Genomic DNA, 18,851 nt, shown 5'->3' with positions numbered 1-18,851 from the left:
TGGACACGCCCGGCCCTCGCGGCCCTTCCCGTTCTGCTCGTTCCGGCGCTGCTGGCACTCGCGGGGTGCACCTCCGGTGTCCCCGAGCCCGTGGCATCCGGGACCTCGTCCTCGCCCGCGCCGTCGGCATCCACGCCGTCACTCTCGCCGTCGGCCCCTGCGCCCGGCGGGAGCCTCCCCGACGACGCGTCGTCGCTCGAACAGTGGGCGGCGCGCGCGCTGCCCGAGAACGGCCTGGGCGGGAGCACGGCCGTCGCCCGCGGCACCGGCGGGGTCGGACCCGCGGGCGCGAGCGTCGACCTGGACCCCGTCGGCGGGTCGTGGGACGTCGTCGTGGCGTGCGAGAGCGCGACCGGCACCCCGCTCGTCGTCGAGATCGGCGGGGCGACCGGCCTCACGACCGACGTCCCCTGCGGCGCGCCCGGCCAGACCGGCGCCGCGCCGACGACGATCCGGTGGGATGCCACCGAAGCAGCGACTCTGCGGGTGGATTCGCCCGTCGAGGCGGTGTTCGCGTACGAGGTGCACCCGCGCGCGGGCACCTGAGCTTCGCCGGGTCTTCACACGCCCGACACCCCGTATCCCTATTCTGGACGGATGCGGGGGCATATTGCGGGGACGCTCATCGTGGCCGTGTCGTTGATCGTGGCCATGGCCATCTTCTGCGCGGGCGGCTATTACTTCGTCGGCTACCAGGAGTGGGACGTCAGCACGGCGACCTACGTGTATCGGGACAGGCCGTTCTCGGGAGCGGTGCTGGCGGTGTCGGTCGTCGCCAGCGCGGTGGTGCTGTACGGCGCGGCGATGATGCTCCTCCGCGTCGCTCGCGTCCACGGACGACCCGTGCTCGACGACTGTCCCGTGCGCGCGGACGCGCGCTGAGCCGAGCCCGCGGTCAGCTTCCGGGCTGGTTGGCGAACGATTGCCCCCGGCCGCGCTGGTTGTCGTCGTTCGGCGTGACCGGCACGTACGCGATCTGAGAGCCGGCCGTGCTGGCCGGCGTGGCCCCCGTCCCGCCCGAGTACAGGAGCGTGAAGGTCACGACGTCGCCCTCGGCGAGCGGTCCGGTGAAGGCGAAGTCGACGGATCGTCGACCGCCGGAGACGGTGTTGGTCCGCTGCGACAGCAGGTCGGGGGACGCCGCGCCGTTGAGGGCGATGTTCTGCAGGACGACGTCGTCGGCCAGGGCCGGGTCGAACCCCACCGTGACCCTGTCCTCGACGGCGGTGGGGTTGGGCCCGATGGAGGTGAGGGTGGCGTTCGTGGGACGGTACGCGGATCCGTCTCCGGAGGTCACCAGTTCGAAGTCGGCCGTCACCGTGGCCCCGAACGGGGCGGCGTCGACGGGCGAGCCCGGGTTGTTGACGAACACATTGTCAGAGGCTCCCGCGTCGGCCGGCTCGACGAGCACCCAGGAGGCGCCGGCGTCAGCGGGTGCGAGCGTGTCGTTCGGGTAGTCCCCGAGGAAGGTCAGGACGGGACGCACCAGGATGCCGGTGTAGGAATCGGTGTCGGGGGCCACGGTCGCGGCGAAAGAGACCGTGTAGACGGCGCGGTCGTCCGAGAGCGTCGGCCCGCTGAAGCTCGCGGCCCGGGCGCCCTCACCGTCACGGGTGTCGTAAGTGAAGCCCGTGACGTCCCACAGGCGACGATCGACCTCCAGACGCAGGATCACGGGACCGGTGTAGACCTCGCTGGTCGTGTTTCCGACGACGACGCCGGACGGCTCGCTGGCGTTGTAGCGCTGCGTGAGCGAGGGCGTGAACATCGGGACGGAGCTGCCGAACTGCGGAGGAAGCAGCGCGAGGTTCGCGGTGGTGCTGGCGCTGGCCGCGGGGGCGGCGACCGCGAGGGCGACGACCGGAACGGACCACGCTCCCGCTTTGAGGATCGAACGGCGATCGGGGCCGGTCGGCTGCGGAATCGTCTTCGAGGCAGAACTCATGGGGGATCGGTCCATCCATCCGGGGGGCGAGCATGGCGTGTCCGGTGAATTCTGCGCGGTCCGGACGCGATTATCTGCCCCTTGCGGATGAGAAAACTCTCATCTCCAGCGGCGACACCACTCGTACATGACCACGGCGGCGGCGGACGCCGCGTTGATCGATCGGGTCGATCCGTACTGCGTGATCTCCACGACGCCGCTCGCGGCCGCCAGCGCCTCCGGCGACAGCCCCGGCCCCTCCTGACCGAACAGCAGCACGCACGCCTCCGGCAGGTCGGCGCGATCGACGGGGACCGAGCCGTCGACGTTGTCGATCGCGAGGATCGGCAGGCTCGCCTCGGCGGCCCAGGCCGCAAAGGCCGCGACGTCCTCGTGGTGGCGCACGTGCTGGTAGCGGTCGGTGACCATCGCGCCGCGGCGGTTCCAGCGGCGTTTGCCGATGATGTGCACTTCCGCCGCGAGGAACGCGTTGGCGCTGCGCACGATCGATCCGATGTTCAGGTCGTGCTGCCAGTTCTCGATGGCGACGTGGAACGGATGCCGCTTGGCATCCAGATCCGCGACGATCGCTTCCATCGTCCAATAGCGGTAGTCGTCGACGACATTGCGCCGATCGCCCTCGGAGAGCAGTTCGCGGTCGTACCGGGGGTCGTCGGGCCAGGATTCGGGACCACCGGGCCAGGGGCCGACCCCGTGCGTCGGGAGCGGGGTCTCTTCCACATCGGTCACCGATCCAGGCTAGCCGCGCGGACGGTGGCATCCATTTTTCGGTCGCCCGAAAAATCGCTAGGGTTTCGGCATGCCGAAAAATACGGATGCCGTCGACCGCCGGCACGCGCCGACCCGGGCGATGTGGCTGCTGGGGCCGGCCATGGTCGCCGGGGTGGCCTACCTCGACCCCGGCAACGTCGCCAGCAACATGACAGCCGGGGCGCTCTTCGGATACCTGCTGGTGTGGGTCGTCGTGCTCGGCAACGTCATGGCCTGGCTGATCCAGTACCTCTCGGCCAAGCTCGGCATCGTCACGGGCGAGAGCTTGCCCCAGGTGCTGGGCCGGCGCCTCCAGCGACCGTGGGCGCGCCGGGCGTACTGGCTGCAGGCCGAGCTCGTGGCGATGGCCACCGACGTCGCCGAGGTCATCGGCGGCGCCGTCGCCCTCCACCTGCTCTTCGGCATCCCGCTGGTGTGGGGCGGAGCGATCACGGGCGTCGTGTCGATCCTCTTGCTCATGGTGCAGTCGCGCCGGGGGGCGCGGGCGTTCGAGACGGTCCTGATCGGACTGCTCCTGATCATCGCGATCGGTTTCACCGCCGGACTGTTCTTCGCGCCGCCCGACCCCGCGGGGGTCGTCGGCGGACTGGTTCCGCGCTTCGAAGGCTCGACCTCGGTCCTCTTGGCCGCCTCGATCCTCGGCGCCACGATCATGCCGCACGCGATCTACGCGCACTCGGCGCTCAGCCGGGACCGTTTCGCCCCCGCGGAGCCCACCGCCGCCGCCGACCTCGAACGCGCCCGGGGCCTTTCCACGTCCCGCCTGCTGCGGGCGACGCGCTGGGACGTCACGATCGCCCTCGCCGTCGCCGGCACCGTCAACCTCGCGATCCTGCTGCTGGCGGCGGCCAACCTCACGGGGGTGGACGGAACCGACAGCCTCGAAGGGGCGTACGCGGCGCTGCGGGACGGCCTCGGTCCGGTGGTGGCGACGCTCTTCGCGGTCGGCCTGCTCGCGAGCGGCCTGGCCTCGACCTCGGTCGGGGCGTACGCCGGCGCCGAGATCATGCACGGCCTGCTCCGGGTCCGCGTGCCGCTGCTCGCCCGCCGCCTGGTCACGCTGATCCCGGCACTGATCATCCTGGGGGTCGGCGTCGACCCGACCCTCGCGCTCGTACTCAGCCAGGTCGTGCTGTCCTTCGGCATCCCGTTCGCCCTCGTCCCGCTCGTGGCGCTGACGGCGCGACGCGACGTCCTGGGCGTCCACCGCAACCGCACCGTCACGACCGCGGCGGGGGTGGCCGCGTCGGTGTTCCTCATCGCGCTGAACGCCGTGCTCCTGTGGCTGGTGTTCACCGGCGGATAGGCTGGGCCCGTGGAATCGCCCGTGGCCGACGACTATCTCAAGGCCATTTACCACCACACCGAGTGGCAGGACGATCCGATCACTCCGTCGCAGCTCGCCGGCGTGCTGGGCCTCGCCCCCTCGAGCGTCACCGAGATGGTGAAGAAGCTCGCGGCGCAAGGACTCGTCCGCCATCGCCCGTACGGCCCCGTGTCGCTCACCGCCGCCGGCGAACGACGTGCCGCCTCGGTCATCCGCCGACACCGCCTCATCGAGACGTGGCTCGTCCGCGAGTTCCGCTACGCGTGGGACGAAGTGCACGACGAGGCCGAGATCTTGGAGCACTCGCTGAGCGACCGCCTGCTCGAGGGCATCGATGAGCGGCTGGGACGCCCCCGGTTCGATCCCCACGGCGATGCGATCCCGGATGCCACCGGTGCCGTGCACCGCGAACCCTTCGTGCTCCTCGCCGAGGCGGCATCCGGACACTCCGGGCGTGTGCTGAGGGTGAGCGACCGCGACCCCGAACTGCTGCGCGCACTCGTCGCGCGCCGTATCGACGTCGGGCACGAGCTCGAGGTCGTCTCGCACACCGTGGTGCGCGCCGACGGCGTCGAGGTGTCGCTGCCCGACGGGGCGGGCGACTCGGTCTGGCTGACGCGCTGAGGATCGCCGGCCGCCGATCCCACTACGCTGACCCCACCGGCTCCCGCGGAGCCGCAGAGCGTGAGGCATCCATGACCACCACCGTCGAACTCCGTCGGCCCCTCCCCGTGACCATCGCCGTCGCGCTCGTCTACGTCGGCGGACTGCTGAACACCGCGCTCGGCGTCCTGGTGCTGCTGTCGCGCTACGAGGTCGACGCCGACGACGTGCTGCCGGTGTCCCTCGTGGGTGCCGCGACGATCCTGCTGGGCCTGCTCACCGTCGCCGGCGGCTCCTCACTGGCGCGCGGGAGCCGCCTCGCACGGAACCTGCTCACCGGCTATCTGTCGCTGCTCGTCGTGCTGCAGGCGCTGTCGTTGGTCCTGACCGAGCTCGAGCCGACGATCGTGATCGCGATGGTGGCTGCGCTCGCCGTCATCGCCGCCGTCTGGATCCCTCCGAAGGCGCGGCGGTACTTCCTTAGGGCGTCGCCCGACGCCGCAGCACCCGCGCCCACGATCTGACCCGCGCGAAGCGGCGCCGCGCCGCGCCGTCCCGCTCTACCCGCGCGCGGCGGCGGGCGTCGGCGCGGGTGCGGATGCCGCCGACTCGAGGGTGCGTCGCACGAAGCGCCGGTGCGCGAACCGCACCACCTCGATCGCGCCCACGGCGATGATCACGACGCCCGTGATGAGCCACGCCCCGTCTTCGCCCGGGTCCTGCAACTGGAAGAACTGCCCCAGGATCGGCACGGTGAAGATCGCGGTGAGGGCGATGAACATCGCCCCGATGACGAGCACCTTCACTCGCGTGACCGGTCGCGACAGCACCGTGAGCACCCAGATCGCGACGATGGCGAGGATGATCGTCGCGCCCGTCCGCAACTGCTCGACGCTCAACCCCATCGCCAGTGCCGCGCGCGTGTAGAGGGTCAGGGCGATGGCGATCACGAGCCCCGCGGGGATCGCGAAGCTCAGCGACCTGCGCAGGAATCCGGGCACGTACCGCTGCGTGTTGGGCAGGAGGGCGAGGAAGAAAGCCGGGATGCCGATCGTCAGACCGTCGGTGATCGACAGCTGGCGCGGCAGGAAGGGGAACTCCATCACGAGCGCGCCGAACAGCACGGCGAGCCCGGTCGCGTAGACCGTCTTGGTGAGGAACAGCATCGAGACCCGCTCGATGTTCGCGATGACCTGACGGCCCTCGGCGACGACCGAGGGCAAGTGGGAGAAGCGGCCGTCCAGCAGCACGAGCCGCGCGACCGCCTTCGTCGCCGCGGCTCCGGAGTTCATCGCGATGCCGATGTCGGCCGCCTTGATAGCCAAGGCGTCGTTGACGCCGTCGCCGGTCATGGCCACGACGTGCCCGCGAGACTGCAGGGCCGTCACCATGCGCTTCTTCTGGTCGGGGGTCACACGACCGAAGACGGTGTGATCCTCGAGGATGCGGCCCAGCTCGACGTCGTCGTCCGGCAAGCGGCGGGCGTCGTACCCCTCGTCGACGTCGAGTCCGACCTCGCGCGCGATCGCGGCGACAGTCCGAGGGTTGTCGCCCGAGATGACGCGCACCCCGACGCCTTGCGTACGGAAGTAGGCGAGGGCCTCAGCGGCATCCGGACGCACCGCCTCGACGAAGGTCAGCACCGCCACGGCGACCGCGCCGTCCGGCAGGCGCTCGGCGGCGACGTCGGCTTCGTCGAGCGCGACGGCGGTGTAGCCGAGCACCAGAGTGCGTCGGCCGGAGGAGGCCAAGCGGGTGACCGCCTCACCGAGGACGGTGCCCGCGTCCGCCGCGTCGTCGCCGAACACCATCTCGGGAGCCCCGAGCACCCACGTGCCGGCGGCACCGTCGGCGAACGACACCGCGCTCCACTTGCGCGCCGACGAGAACGGGATGCGGTGCGCGACGGTCAGCGGCGCCCCGACCGGGAACGGCTCCCGCAGACACTGGGCCGTCGCGTTGGCGTCGTCGGCCGCGCCGTACCAGGCGAGCGCTGCCCGCCATCCGTCGACCGGCTGCAGTTCGAGGGCGGCGTCGAAACGGATCTCGCCCGCCGTCAACGTCCCGGTCTTGTCGAGGCAGATGACGTCGACACGCGCGAGCCCTTCGACCGCGGGGAGCTCGTTGACGAGCACCTTCTTCCCGGCCAGACGCGCGGCACCCACAGCGAACGCGATCGAGGTCATCAGCACGAGCCCGAGGGGGATCATGGCCGTCAGCGACGCGATCGTGTTGACCACGGCCTGCGACCACGTGCCCTGCTGCCAGGCCTCGACCCATCCGCCGGCGACCATCATCTGGGCGTTCAGCACGAGGAGACCGATGGGGCCGATGCCCCATCCGACCCACTTCAGCACGCGGTCGATCGAGGTGCGCAACTCGCTCGAGACGAGCTGGAACCTCTTGGCCTCGGCGGCGAACGTGTTGGCGTAGGAATCAGCGCCCACCCGGTTGACCCGGGCCGTTCCCTCGCCGGCGACGACGATCGACCCCGACAGCGCCTCGTCGCCGGGCCGCTTGTCGACGGCATCCGACTCGCCCGTGAGCATCGACTCGTCGATCTGCAACGCGCGCGAATCGACCACGACGGCGTCGGCGGGCACCTGATCGCCCGCGCGCAGTACGAGCAGATCGTCGCGCACCACCTCGGCCGGAGCGATCTCGGCATCGACGCCGTCGCGGCGCACGCGCGCACGCGGGGCGTTCAGCAGCGCGAGGCGGTCGAGGGCTGCCTTGGCCCGGAACTCCTGCACGCAGCCGATGACCGCGTTCGACAGCGCCGCGATGCCGAACAGGGCGTCCTGCCACCGGCCGAGGAGCAGCAGCACGAGGAAGCACGCACCCACGATGCCGTTGAACAACGTGAAGACGTTCGCGCGCACGATGTTCCACGCCGAACGGCTGCTGTCCGCGACGAAGGCGTTCGTCTGGCCGGCGGCGACCCGCTCGGCGACGGCGGACGCGGTGAGACCCTGGGCGCCGTCGACGCTCGTCTGCTCCATGCGATCACTGTACGGGCAGCCCCCGACGACGGCCGCCGATTCAGGATGCCGTTCGACGCACCCGTTCGAACGGCCAGCGCACGTGGGTCGCCGTTTCGCACGCGAGCCAGAGATCGGCGCCGAGCCCGCCGTCGCGCGTGCGGCGGGCGGGGGTCGCCGGGCGCGGGACGCCCCGGGCCACGAGCGCCGGGCCGTACATCGTGCCACCCTCGGCGAGCGGGTCGGTCAAGGCACGGACGAGCGCCCAGGCGCCCTCGTCCTTCGATTGCGTGAAGGGGGCCTGCAGGTTGTCGACGAAGCGCGTGAGCCGGCTCGGCTCATTGACACCCCGGATGCCGCGCGTGCGACCGCTCGTGGAGTACCCGGGGTGGGCGACGAGGCTCTCGACCGGGACGCTGTGCGCCCGCAGGCGGCGGTCGGCCTCGAGCGCGAGCGCGGTCGTGGCGGCCTTCGACTGCACGTAGGCCCGCCACGGGGTGTAGCCCTCGACGAGTTCGGGATCGGTGGGGACGTGCTTCCAGATCGAGGTCGACATGCTGCCGACCCAGACCATCCGTCCGCGCGCCGAGGCCAGGGGCGTCAAGAGTTCGCCGCCGAGCGCGAAGTGGCCCAGCACGTTCGTGGCGAACACCCGCTCGTGCCCGCCCGCCAGCTCGCGCGTCTTCGGCGGGTGGACGATGCCGGCGTTCATCAGCAGGCCGTCGAGCCGTCCGCGCGCCCGCACGGTCGCGGCCGCGGCCCGCACCGACCCGAGATTGCTCGTGTCCAGCAGCAGCGTCTCGATCGAGGCATCCGGGTGGGTGCGCTTCACGGCCTCTTTGGCGAGGACGAGCCGGTTCGGGTTGCGACCGGTGAGCAGCACGTGCGCACCCGCGCCCGCGAGCTGCTCGCACGCGAAGTACCCCAGACCGCGAGTCGCCCCGGTGACGAGGTACGCGCGGCCGGAGAGGTCGGGGAGGTTCCGGGGGTCCCACTCGTCGCGCGCCACCCTTCGACCCTAACGAGATCGTCCGCTGCCGTCACGGGTGCATTCCGGATGCGGAATACCGATCTCGTGAACTTTTTCGTCCCCGCGTGTGACGAATCGCGCCGTCGGTCCGTCACATCGGTGAGCACATCCGCTCCGCCGCGGCGATCGCCCCGGCGAGACATCTGAATTCACGGAAGGAACCGATCATGGGCCTCGACGACAAGATCAAGAACGCCGCTCAGGACATCGTGGGCAAGGCCAAGGAGACGATCGGCAACGCCACCGACAACGACAAGCTCGCCGCCGAGGGCAAGGCCGACCAGGTCAAGGCCGACGCGAAGAAGGCCGGCGAGAACGTCAAGGACGCGTTCAAGTAAGCCGCACCGCTGTTCGGCGGGCCGCTGCCATCGGGCGGCGGCCCGCTTGTGCGTCAGCCCGGTGGTCGTGTCAGGCCCCGGGGATAGGCTGAGCCCATGCGAACCCGTGGCGACGTGGAGTGCTGGCTGACCGACATGGACGGCGTGCTCGTCCACGAGAACACCCCGATCCGCGGCGCTTCCGAGCTGCTCGCGCAGTGGCGTGCCGAGGGGACCCCGTTCCTGGTGCTCACCAACAACTCGATCTTCACCCCGCGCGACCTGAGCGCACGCCTCCGGTCGTCGGGCCTGGTCGTCCCCGAGTCCTCGATCTGGACGTCGGCCCTGGCCACCGCGGACTTCCTGCGGTCGCAGATGCCGGGCGGTTCCGCCTTCGTCATCGGCGAGGCCGGGCTCACCACCGCGCTGCACGAGGCGGGGTTCATCATGACCGAGACCGCGCCCGATTACGTCGTGGTCGGCGAGACGCGCAACTACTCGTTCGAGGCGATCACCAAGGCGATCCGCTTCATCCGCGACGGTGCCCGCTTCATCGCCACGAACCCGGATGCCACGGGCCCCTCCATCGAGGGGGTCCTGCCCGCGACCGGCGCGATCGCCGCTCTCATCACGAAGGCCACCGGCAAGGAGCCCTACATCGTGGGCAAGCCGAACCCCATGATGTTCCGCTCCGCCCTCAACCGCATCGGGGCGCACTCCGAGAACACCGGCATGATCGGTGACCGCATGGACACCGACATCGTGGCCGGCATCGAGGCGGGGCTGCACACCGTGCTCGTGATGACCGGCATCAGCGATCAGGCCGAGATGGAGAAGTACCCGTTCCGCCCCGACGAGATCTTGGCATCCGTCGCCGACCTGGTACGGAGCGAGCCGATCGAGACCGACCTCGCCGACGGCGAAGAAGGACTCAGCGAAGGCCTCTGACGTGGGCGCGCTCGATGACGGGGTGAAGGTCGCGGCGGACGATGCCGCCGCCTGGGCGCTCTGGCTCGAAGCGAACCACGCCACGTCGAGGGGCGCCTGGCTGCTGCGCGGCCGAGGCGTCGAGTCCGGCCGGTTCGTGGCCTACGAAGAAGCGATCTGCGAAGCACTGTGCTTCGGGTGGATCGACGGGCCGGTCCGCGTGTTCGACGAGGTGAGCTCGGGGCTGTGGTTCGCGCCGCGTCAGCCGAAGAGCGGGTGGGCCGCGACGAACAAGGCGCGCATCGCCCGGCTCGAGGCCGAGGGGCGCCTCCGCCCGCCCGGCATCCGCGCGCTCGAGGTCGCCCGCGCGAACGGGGCGTGGGAGATCCTCGACGGCCCGGAGGCGGGGATCGAACCGCCGGAGCTCACCGCGGCGCTCGACGCCGTGCCGACGGCCCGGCGCAACTGGGACGCGTTCCCGCCGTCGAGCCGCAAGTTCGGTCTCACGCAGATCGCGATGGCCGTGCGTTCGCAGACGCGCGAGGCGCGCATCACGAAGATCGTGGCCGACGCCGCCGAGGGCAAACGCCCCTGATCGGGGAGGATCGACGCATGGACGATCGCACGCTCTGGCTTCTCACGGCCTTCCTCATCACCGCCGGAACGCTCGTGGCGTTCCTCGTCCAGTGGCGGCGCTCCCGCCGCGGCGGCGGCCGCGACCCGTTCGACGGCCCGGGCGACGGCACCGACTGAGCTGCGGGGCCGGGCTTCGGCATCCGGGTGTCGCGTTACCGGAACAGGGGATGCGACCGGAACAGGGCGATCCGCCCAGAATCAGCCTGTCCTCGACGCAACGCCTGTTCTCAGCGCGGCGCCGTGGGGGGGCTCCGGCAGCCCGCCCGTCACCAAAACAGGGGATGACACCGAAACAGGGCGATCCGCGCAGAATCAGCCTGTCCTCGACGCAACGCCTGTTCTCAGCGCGGCGCCGCGGGGGGCTCCGGCACCCGGCGCGCCACCAGAACAGGGGATGCCACCAAAACAGGGCGATCCGCCCAGAATCAGCCTGCCCCCGACACAACGCCTGTTCTCAGCACAGCCGACGGTCGCGGCGCGGCGCGGCGACCGGGCTCCCGGCATCCCACCCCTCCCACCAAAACAGGGGATGCCACCGAAACAGGGCAATCCGCGCAGAATCAGCCTGTCCTCGGCGCAACGCCTGTTTTCGACACGGCACCGCCGGGGCTCCGGCACCCTGCGCGCCACCAGAACAGGGGATGCCACCAAAACAGGGCAATCCGCCCGGGATCGGCCTGTTCTCGGCGCACAGCCTGTTCCCGGCCCACCGCCTGCCCCCGGCACAGCGCCGCCGAACGGATTACTGCGGCTGAAGCCCCAGGTCGTCGAGGTCGATGGATGCCAGCCATTGGAGGCCCGCGGCCTCGATCGCGGCCTGCGCGCCGGTCTTGCGATCGACGATCACGGCGACGGCGACGACCTCGGCGCCCTCGCGACGCAGGGCCTCGACGGCCTTGAGGGCGGACTGGCCGGTGGTCGAGGTGTCCTCGACCACGACGACGCGCTTGCCCGCGACGTCGGCGCCCTCGATCTGGCGTCCGCGGCCGTGGTCCTTCGGCTCCTTGCGCACGACGAACGCGTCGAGAGGGCGGCCCGCGTGCACCGACTCGTGCATGACGGCGTTGGCGATCGGGTCGGCGCCGAGCGTCAGCCCGCCGACGGCGACGACGCCGTCGAGGTCCTTCACCAGGTCGAGCACGAGGCGTCCGATAGCGGGAGCGGCACGGTGGTCGAGCGTGAGCTTGCGCATGTCGACGTAGTACGTCGCCTTCTTGCCGCTCGAGAGGGTGAAGTCGCCGTGGAACACCGCCTCGGCGTTGATGAGGCCGATGAGGGCCTGGCGGTCGGCTTCGAGCTCGGGCGTGGAGGCGGCAGTCACGGGGTCGAGTTTATGTGCTCCATGGGGATCACCGACCGCCAGGCTCGGAGTGACGGTGGTGCGCTCCTCCGCCATCATGTAGGGATGCCCAGAACTCCCGTCAGAAAGCTCATCGGGCTTCTCGCGACGGATCGCACCGGGCCGGAGATCGCACACGCTCGTGCCGAGGCCAAGGCGCGCGCGGCGGGGTCGCCCGAGTTGCGCCTCGCTCTCGCGGAACACTATCGACGGATCGGGGATCGCGCTCAGGCGGGCCGCTGGGGCATCGTCTTCCCGGGGTGGTGCCGACCCCGAGAAGTCGCGCAGATGCGGCTCTGGTTGCTCGGCCACGCAGACCGGAGCAACTTCGTCCGCGCAACTCTGCACCTGCCTCGCAACGAACCCGTCCCGGCCGCGGTGGCGGATTTCACCTCGCCCACGTTCGTCGAACGCGGGCCAAGAAACTCGGGATGCGCAGGCACGTTGGTGCTGGTCTTCGTTCTGATCGGCGGTCTCCTGAGTCTTGTCTGGGCCACGATCCGTACGCTCTGGGGTGCCGCGTTCGCAACGCCGTCACCGACGGATGCCATGGCGGCCCTGGTCCTTCTGCTGGTCGTCGCGATCACCATCGCGGCGGCGGCGATCGCTGCCCGCCCGATCCCTCTTCCCGACCCCGAGTTCGCTATGCGTCGAGCCCTCGAGCTCCTCGACAGCCGACCCAAGGAGGGGCGAGTGATGCTGCGTGCACTCGTCCACGCCAGCGGCGACCCGCGAGCACGACGAGCGCTCGTCGAGGACGCGCGACGACGCGGCCTTCCCGCTGAGGCCGGCCGGTGGGGAAGCCCCGTGGCGGGGCTGACAACCGACGCGGAGCGCGACGCGTATGCCGTCAGTATCCTGCACCGTGGGAAGGATGCAGCGACGTTGCTCGCGGAGCGATCGAGCCTGAGGTACGACGATCCGGTGCCGGGTGACATCGCCGACGTCGCCCGTCGACTCAGGACGCCGCCATGGGATCCCCTCGGTGCGCGCGTGCCACCGCCGCGCCCGCGCGCATGGTGGTGGTGGGCGGCGACCGCACCCCTGCCGATCGGAGCATCCGCGATCGCGTTCGCGCCGGAGTCCGCCCGCATCATCGCGATCGTCTCCGTGATCACCGTTCTCGCCACATGGTGCGGGTTGTCCGTTCGGGCCGCCGTCTCCTCGACGCGCGAACACCGGGAGCGGTGGGCGTTCGCCCTGACGGCCCTCGCCCTCGTCGCTGCGGCGGCCGGTGTCGTGCTCGCCGCAGCCCGCTGAATCGGCGTTCGGGTTCCCGTCGCGCGAACGGCCATGTCCCCACCCGAAAGTAGGCTGGATGCCATGCGCCTGGCCACCTGGAACGTCAACTCCGTCCGCGCCCGCGTCGCCCGCACCGTCGAGTTCTGCGTGCGCGAGCACATCGACGTGCTGGCGATGCAGGAGATCAAGTGCAAGACGGACCAGTTCCCGTACGCCGCGTTCGAGGAGGCCGGCTACCACGTCGCCGCGCACGGCCTGAACCAGTGGAACGGCGTCGCGATCGCCAGCCGTGAGCCGCTCGACGACGTCGAGATCGGGTTCCCCGGCATGCCCGGGTTCGAGAAGGGCAAAGAGGGTCCCGACCTTCCGCAGGAGGCCCGCGCCATCGGCGCCACGATCGGCGGCGTGCGCGTTTGGAGCCTGTACGTTCCCAACGGACGCGGGCTCGACGACCCCCACTACCGCTACAAGCTCGACTGGCTCGAGGCCCTCCGCCGACACACGGAGGACACCCTCGCGGCGAACCCCGGCCTCCCGCTCGCGCTCACCGGCGACTTCAACATCGCCCCGACGGATGCCGACAACGGCGACCCCACGGTGATCGAGGGCGTGACCACCCACGTCTCGCCGCCCGAACGCGCCGCGTTCGCCGCGTTCGAGTCCGCGGGGCTCACCGACGTCGTGCGCCCGCTGATCCCCACCGGGTACACGTATTGGGACTACAAGCAGCTGCGCTTCCCCCGCAACGAGGGGCTCCGCATCGACTTCATCCTCGGCTCGCGGGCGTTCGCCGACGCCGTCCAGGGCGCCGAGATCCACCGCGACGAGCGCAAGGGCGAGATCCCGAGCGACCACGTCCCCGTCGTCGCCGACCTCGACCTCTCCCGCGGGGAAGACGACGACGATCTGCCGATGATCTTCGGCTGACGCCCGCCGGGAACTTTTTTCTGCGCCCTGTCGATTCCGCTCGCCGTCGTTCGACGCGATAGTAGGGGCAGGCATCCGCTCCCCGAGGTCGAAGAGCAGAGAAGAGACGAGACCATGACGAAGTACATGCTGATCATGCGCGGCACCGACGAGGCGTACGCGGCGTACAAGCAGATCCCCTTCGAGCAGATCATCAACGAGATGGGCGCCTACAACGAGGCGATGATGACCGCGGGCGTGCTCGTCGCGGGCGACGGCCTCGCCGAGGACATGAGCGCGAACTTCGTCGTCGAGTTCGGCGGCGAGGAGCCCGTGGTCACCGACGGCCCCTACGGCGAGACGCACGAGCTGTTCAACGGCTTCTGGATCATCGAGGTGTCCTCGCGCGACGAGGCGATCGAGTGGGCGCGACGTGCGCCGCTCATCGCCGGCAACAAGCTCGAGGTGCGCCGGGTGACCGACGAGACCGACTTCGCGGCGTTCGCCGACAACGAGTACATCCAGAAGGAGGAGGGCTGGCGCGAGGAGCAGTCCGCGCGGTGACCCCCGACCTCGAGGTCTCGCGCCGCGTCGCGGCGATCTGGCGCATTGAGGGCGCCCGGATCGTCGCGACGCTGGCCCGCGTGGTCGGTGACCTCGGCACGGCGGAGGACCTCGCACAGGACGCGCTGGTCGAGGCCGTCGAGCAGTGGGGTCGCGACGGCGTTCCCCGGAACCCGGGGGCGTGGCTGACGGCGGTCGCGAAGCGCCGCGCGATCGACGGGTGGCGGCGCGAGCAACGCCTCGGCGAGAAGTACCGCCTCCTCGCCGCCGACCTCGACGAGGTGGCCGACGACGTGTGGGAGCCCATCGACGACGACGTCCTGCGCCTCGTCTTCGCCGCCTGTCATCCGGTGCTCTCCCGCGAAGCACAGGTGGCGTTGACGCTCAAGATCGTGGGCGGTCTCGACACCGAGGCGATTGCGCGTCTCTTCCTGGTCCCGGTCCCGACCATGCAGCAGCGGATCGTCCGCGCCAAGAAGGCACTGAGCGCGGCGCGCGTGCCGTTCACGGTGCCCGAGCCCGCGGAGTGGCCCGCGCGGCGCACCGCGGTGCTCACCGTCGTCTACCTGATCTTCACCGAGGGCTATGTCGCGAGCACGGGCGATGCGGTCCTGCGCACCGAGCTCGCCCACGAGGCGCTGCGCCTCGGCCGCGTGCTGTGCCGCCTGCTCCCGCGCGAGCCGGAGGTCCTCGCCCTCTCGGCCCTGATGGAGCTGCAGGCCTCCCGCTTCGCGGCCCGCGTGGACGGGAACGGGGATGCCGTGCTCCTGGCCGACCAGGATCGACGGCGCTGGGATCGCTCGGCGATCGCACGCGGCTCGATGCTCCTCGACCGCGCCGACGCCCTCGGCCGCGGGCGGGGGCCGTACGCGCTGCAAGCGGCGATCGCCCTCTGCCACGCCGGGGCGGAGAGCGTGGATTCGACCGACTGGGATCGCATCGTCCTGCTCTACGAGATGCTCGGCCGCCTCAGCCCCAGCCCCGTGGTGGAGCTGAATCGTGCCGTGGCGGTGTCGATGGCATCCGGTCCCGCTGAGGGTCTCGCGATCGTCGACGCCCTGGCGGCGAGCGGTGTGCTCCGCGGATCCCATCTGCTCCCGTCCGTGCGCGGCGAGCTGCTCGCGCGGTCAGGGCGAATCGAAGAAGCACAGGTCCACCTGCACGAGGCGGCGGCCCTCAGCCGCAATGCCCGGGAGGCCGCCCTCCTGCGGAGGAAGGCCGACGCGCTCGGCGCGTGAGACGCGCGCCGTTCGGCGCGGCGGGGCTGCCGGTGGACACCGCGCGAACGGCATCCCCCCGCGCGCAGACGACTAACCGCCCACGCCGCGCGGCCCCGGCATCCCCCCGCGCGCAGACGACTGACCGCCGCCGCCGCTCACCCGGTGGACCCCGGACGCAGGACGGCGGGGCCGGGACGCACCCCGACCCCGCCGTGCGGGAGCGTCAGACCGCGGGGACCTCGGCGGGCGCGGTACGCGCCACCAATGTAACGAGCGCCTCGATGATCGAACGCAGGAACGCCGCGGTGCCCTCGTCGGTGACCGTGCCGTCCTCTTCGAACAGGCCGGGCGTGGACTGGATGTAGCCCTCGGGCTGACCGAGAACCAGGGCGTTGTAGTGCAGGAGCACCGCACGCAGGTGCTGCTGACCGGCCGCGGTGGCGATGCCGCCCTGTGAGGTGCCCACGACCGCGGTGGGCTTGTCGTTGAACGACGCCTCGCCGTAGGGGCGCGCCGACCAGTCCAACGCGTTCTTCAGCACGCCGGGGATCGAGCGGCTGTACTCGGGGGTGACGATGATGACGCCGTCGGCATCCTCGATGGCGCCCTTGAAGTCCTGGGCGACCTGCGGGAAGTTCCCGTCGTGGTCGGGAGAGTAGAACGGGAGGTCCTTGATCGGGATCTCCTTCAGGGTCACGCCCTCGGGCGCCACCTTCTCGAGCGCCTTGGCGAGCCGGCGGTTGATCGAGGTGCTGGAGATGCTGCCGACGATGTAGCCGATCGTGTAGTCGGTCACGGTGATCCTCTCTCGGATGACGGGGGCGCGAAGCGCCCGGATACATGCACGTGCAAGTTTTTCCGTTCCCGCTCTCTTCCCCACCGGGGTTGACTCCGTCGGACGGGGGATGCCGCGCGGTGAGGGCCGCAATAACGTGGAGGGATGCCGAACCTCACCCGCGCGCAGTGGCGCAGCGACATCGCGCTCGCCGCGGTCATCTTCGTGGGCGGGCTGCTCAGCGCGGTGCTCTCGGCGGTCGCGGGGCTGTACGGCGATCAGCAGGCCGAGTTCGTGCTCGCGGTGCTGTACGTCGCGGTGCTCTCCGTTCCTCTCGCCTTCCGCCGACGCTGGCCCTCGATCGTCGCCGTGATCGTGTCGGTGGCCTACTTCCTCGCCGTGACACTGCGCATCCCCGAGATCTACGCGGGCAACATCGCGATGTTCATCGCGATCTACACCGTCGGCGCGTGGTCGACGAACCGGCGGCGCGCCGCGATCGTCCGCGTCGCGATCATCGTCGGCATGTTCGCGTGGCTGTTCGTGGTGATGTTCCAAGACGCCACGATGCCCCTCGACCAGGTGCCCGAGGGCTTCCCCTCGCGCACGGGCGCGTTCTCGCCGTTCGTCGCGTCGCAGTTGCTCGGTCTGGGGGTCAACGCCCTCTTCTTCGGCGGCGCGTACTTCTTCGGCGAGCGCTCCCACCAGCAGCGGATGCAGCGCATCGCCCTGGAGGAGCGGACCGCCGAGCTCGAGGCCGAGCGCGAGATCACCGCTGCGCAGGCCGTCGCCCTGGACCGGGTGCGCATCGCGCGCGAACTGCACGACGTCGTCGCGCACCACGTGTCGCTGATGGGCGTGCAGGCGGGAGTCGCGCGTTCGGTGATGGAACGCGACCCCGAGAAGTCCCGCGCCGTGCTCAGCGGCATCGAGGAGTCAGCCCGCACGTCGCTGCGAGAGCTCCGGCAGCTGCTGCAGACCCTGCGGACTCCGGATGCCGTCCACCCCGACACGCCGTCGACCGACACCGCCCCGACCACCCACGGTCTCTCCGCGATCCCCTCCCTCGTCGCCGAGACCGTCGCGGCGGGGCTGCCGACGACCTACGCGGTGATCGGCGAGCCCGCGGTCGAGCCGTCTCCCCTGGTGCAGGTGAATCTGTTCCGCATCGCCCAGGAGGCGCTCACCAACGCCCGCCGGCACGCGGGGCCGGACGCCACCGCCGATGTGCGGCTGCGTTTCGACCACACCGGCGTCGAGCTCGAGGTCACCAACACCGGACGCCGCGGGACGGCGTCTCCGGGCCTGGGCCAGCGGGGCATGCGCGAGCGCGCGGCGGTGTCCGGGGGCCGCATCGAGATGGGCCCGAGGACGCGCGGCGGGTATCTCGTGCGGGTGCGGGTCCCTCTGGTCGATGCGGAGGTGTCGCATGCGTGAGCTGCGCGTCCTCCTCGTCGACGACCACGCCATGATGCGGGCCGGGTTCCGCACGATCTTGTCGCTCGAGGACGACATCGAGGTCGTCGGCGAAGCGGCAACGGGCCTCGAGGCGATCGCCGCGGCCGCGACGCTGCGACCCGACGTGATCTGCATGGACGTGCAGATGCCCGACATGGACGGACTCGAGGCGACGCGACGCATCGTCGCGGACCCCCGGTCGGATGCCGCGGTCCTCATCGTCACGACCTTCGACCGCGACGACTACCTGTTCGAGGCCCTGGCGGCGGGGGCCAGCGGCTTCCTGCTGAAGAACGCGGGGCCCGAGGAGCTCGTGGGCGCGGTGCGCGTGATCGGCGCGGGAGACGCGCTGCTGGCGCCCGAGGTCACGCGCCGCGTCATCGCGCGGTTCGCCGGTCACGGCGGTGGCGCCCCGGCATCCGTCGCCGTCCCCCGCGAGACGACCGCCGCCGCACCCGCCGTGGAGCCGCTGATCCTGAGCGAGCCGCTGACCGAGCGCGAGGCCGAGGTGCTGCGCCTCGTCGCCGAGGCCCTCAGCAACGCCGAGATCGCCGCCCGGCTCTTCATCGGCGAGGCGACGGTCAAGACGCACGTCTCGAACGTGCTGCAGAAGCTGGGCGCGCGCGACCGCGTGCAGGCCGTCGTCCTGGCCCACCGCCACGGCCTGACCTGACACGCGCGCCGGTCGCAGCGGCGGGCCGCCGCACCGACCCGCGGGCGGTCGCGTCTGTCGTCGCGGCGGGACACAACGAAGGAGATCCGGGCGTCGGCGTCCGGGAATCGGTGCTGCCCCGCAGCTGGGCCCCCGAA

At 71.0% G+C, this 18,851-nt stretch carries 20 protein-coding genes and 1 pseudogene; 15 read left to right on the top strand and 6 right to left on the bottom strand.

The window, feature by feature from the left end; translation table 11 throughout:
• Window positions 1–546 (top strand): annotated as a pseudogene (locus tag LQV45_RS05850) (hypothetical protein); the annotation flags it as partial.
• Window positions 547–597: 51 nt separating this feature from the next.
• Window positions 598–882, top strand: coding sequence for a hypothetical protein (locus tag LQV45_RS05845; protein WP_230006177.1), 285 nt, complete (start codon window positions 598–600; stop codon window positions 880–882).
• 13 nt (window positions 883–895) lie between these two features.
• Here the strand turns inward: LQV45_RS05845 and LQV45_RS05840 are convergent, their stop codons facing one another.
• Both LQV45_RS05840 and LQV45_RS05835 read right to left on the bottom strand, forming a co-directional pair.
• Window positions 896–1,945 carry a hypothetical protein gene (locus LQV45_RS05840; RefSeq protein ID WP_230006176.1) on the bottom strand — a complete coding sequence of 350 codons (1,050 nt, stop codon included), beginning with the start codon at window positions 1,943–1,945 and terminating at the stop codon, window positions 896–898.
• A gap of 99 nt (window positions 1,946–2,044) precedes the next feature.
• Window positions 2,045–2,665, bottom strand: coding sequence for a TrmH family RNA methyltransferase (locus LQV45_RS05835; protein ID WP_230006178.1), 621 nt, complete (start codon window positions 2,663–2,665; stop codon window positions 2,045–2,047).
• 79 nt (window positions 2,666–2,744) lie between these two features.
• Here LQV45_RS05835 and LQV45_RS05830 point away from each other — a divergent pair, with 79 nt between their 5' ends.
• The 3 genes from LQV45_RS05830 (at window position 2,745) to LQV45_RS05820 (ending at window position 5,170) form a co-directional block, all read left to right on the top strand.
• Window positions 2,745–4,022: an Nramp family divalent metal transporter gene (locus LQV45_RS05830; protein ID WP_230006175.1), complete on the top strand. Its 1,278-nt coding sequence runs from the start codon at window positions 2,745–2,747 to the stop codon at window positions 4,020–4,022.
• 9 nt (window positions 4,023–4,031) lie between these two features.
• Window positions 4,032–4,667 (top strand): metal-dependent transcriptional regulator, encoded by a 636-nt coding sequence (locus LQV45_RS05825; RefSeq protein WP_138175860.1) that lies wholly within the window; start codon window positions 4,032–4,034, stop codon window positions 4,665–4,667.
• Window positions 4,668–4,738: 71 nt separating this feature from the next.
• Window positions 4,739–5,170, top strand: a complete 432-nt coding sequence (locus LQV45_RS05820; protein ID WP_230006174.1) for a hypothetical protein — start codon at window positions 4,739–4,741, stop codon at window positions 5,168–5,170.
• A 36-nt stretch (window positions 5,171–5,206) separates the two neighbouring features.
• Here LQV45_RS05820 and LQV45_RS05815 read toward each other — a convergent pair whose 3' ends face one another.
• Both LQV45_RS05815 and LQV45_RS05810 read right to left on the bottom strand, forming a co-directional pair.
• A complete protein-coding gene (locus LQV45_RS05815) occupies window positions 5,207–7,648 on the bottom strand; it encodes an HAD-IC family P-type ATPase (RefSeq protein WP_230006173.1) in 2,442 nt (813 codons plus the stop codon).
• Window positions 7,649–7,688: 40 nt separating this feature from the next.
• Window positions 7,689–8,636 (bottom strand): SDR family NAD(P)-dependent oxidoreductase, encoded by a 948-nt coding sequence (locus tag LQV45_RS05810; protein ID WP_230006172.1) that lies wholly within the window; start codon window positions 8,634–8,636, stop codon window positions 7,689–7,691.
• A gap of 188 nt (window positions 8,637–8,824) precedes the next feature.
• On the opposite strand from LQV45_RS05810, the gene LQV45_RS05805 reads away from it, so the two are divergent.
• From LQV45_RS05805 to LQV45_RS05790, 4 genes are all read left to right on the top strand, one after another.
• Complete coding sequence (locus LQV45_RS05805) at window positions 8,825–8,995, top strand: CsbD family protein (protein ID WP_138175868.1); 171 nt, start codon at window positions 8,825–8,827, stop codon at window positions 8,993–8,995.
• Between the two features lie 96 nt (window positions 8,996–9,091).
• Window positions 9,092–9,922, top strand: a complete 831-nt coding sequence (locus LQV45_RS05800; protein WP_230006171.1) for an HAD-IIA family hydrolase — start codon at window positions 9,092–9,094, stop codon at window positions 9,920–9,922.
• A 1-nt stretch (window position 9,923) separates the two neighbouring features.
• Complete coding sequence (locus LQV45_RS05795; protein WP_230006170.1) at window positions 9,924–10,496, top strand: YdeI family protein; 573 nt, start codon at window positions 9,924–9,926, stop codon at window positions 10,494–10,496.
• A 17-nt stretch (window positions 10,497–10,513) separates the two neighbouring features.
• Window positions 10,514–10,654, top strand: a complete 141-nt coding sequence (locus tag LQV45_RS05790; RefSeq protein ID WP_171024315.1) for a hypothetical protein — start codon at window positions 10,514–10,516, stop codon at window positions 10,652–10,654.
• A 625-nt stretch (window positions 10,655–11,279) separates the two neighbouring features.
• Here LQV45_RS05790 and pyrE read toward each other — a convergent pair.
• Window positions 11,280–11,858 carry an orotate phosphoribosyltransferase gene (gene pyrE / locus LQV45_RS05785; RefSeq protein ID WP_230006169.1) on the bottom strand — a complete coding sequence of 193 codons (579 nt, stop codon included), beginning with the start codon at window positions 11,856–11,858 and terminating at the stop codon, window positions 11,280–11,282.
• Between the two features lie 84 nt (window positions 11,859–11,942).
• On the opposite strand from pyrE, the gene LQV45_RS05780 reads away from it, so the two are divergent.
• The 4 genes from LQV45_RS05780 (at window position 11,943) to LQV45_RS05765 (ending at window position 15,826) form a co-directional block, all read left to right on the top strand.
• Window positions 11,943–13,136: a hypothetical protein gene (locus tag LQV45_RS05780; RefSeq protein WP_230006168.1), complete on the top strand. Its 1,194-nt coding sequence runs from the start codon at window positions 11,943–11,945 to the stop codon at window positions 13,134–13,136.
• A 63-nt stretch (window positions 13,137–13,199) separates the two neighbouring features.
• Complete coding sequence (locus LQV45_RS05775; protein WP_230006167.1) at window positions 13,200–14,045, top strand: exodeoxyribonuclease III; 846 nt, start codon at window positions 13,200–13,202, stop codon at window positions 14,043–14,045.
• A 114-nt stretch (window positions 14,046–14,159) separates the two neighbouring features.
• Window positions 14,160–14,588: a YciI family protein gene (locus tag LQV45_RS05770; protein WP_230006166.1), complete on the top strand. Its 429-nt coding sequence runs from the start codon at window positions 14,160–14,162 to the stop codon at window positions 14,586–14,588.
• Window positions 14,585–15,826: an RNA polymerase sigma factor gene (locus LQV45_RS05765; protein ID WP_230006165.1), complete on the top strand. Its 1,242-nt coding sequence runs from the start codon at window positions 14,585–14,587 to the stop codon at window positions 15,824–15,826. Before LQV45_RS05770 ends, LQV45_RS05765 begins: the two co-directional genes overlap by 4 nt.
• 205 nt (window positions 15,827–16,031) lie before the next feature.
• Here LQV45_RS05765 and LQV45_RS05760 read toward each other — a convergent pair whose 3' ends face one another.
• Entirely contained in the window at window positions 16,032–16,604 is a 573-nt protein-coding gene (locus LQV45_RS05760) for an NADPH-dependent FMN reductase (RefSeq protein ID WP_230006164.1), read from the bottom strand.
• A 144-nt stretch (window positions 16,605–16,748) separates the two neighbouring features.
• Here LQV45_RS05760 and LQV45_RS05755 point away from each other — a divergent pair, with 144 nt between their 5' ends.
• Window positions 16,749–18,020: a sensor histidine kinase gene (locus LQV45_RS05755; protein WP_230006163.1), complete on the top strand. Its 1,272-nt coding sequence runs from the start codon at window positions 16,749–16,751 to the stop codon at window positions 18,018–18,020.
• Window positions 18,013–18,714 carry a response regulator transcription factor gene (locus LQV45_RS05750; RefSeq protein ID WP_230006162.1) on the top strand — a complete coding sequence of 234 codons (702 nt, stop codon included), beginning with the start codon at window positions 18,013–18,015 and terminating at the stop codon, window positions 18,712–18,714. The genes LQV45_RS05755 and LQV45_RS05750 overlap by 8 nt, the downstream gene beginning before the upstream one ends.
• Window positions 18,715–18,851: the final 137 nt, after the last annotated feature.

It is taken from the genome of Microbacterium sp. Bi128 (assembly GCF_918698205.1).
This window is presented reverse-complemented; position numbering and strand designations above follow the sequence as displayed.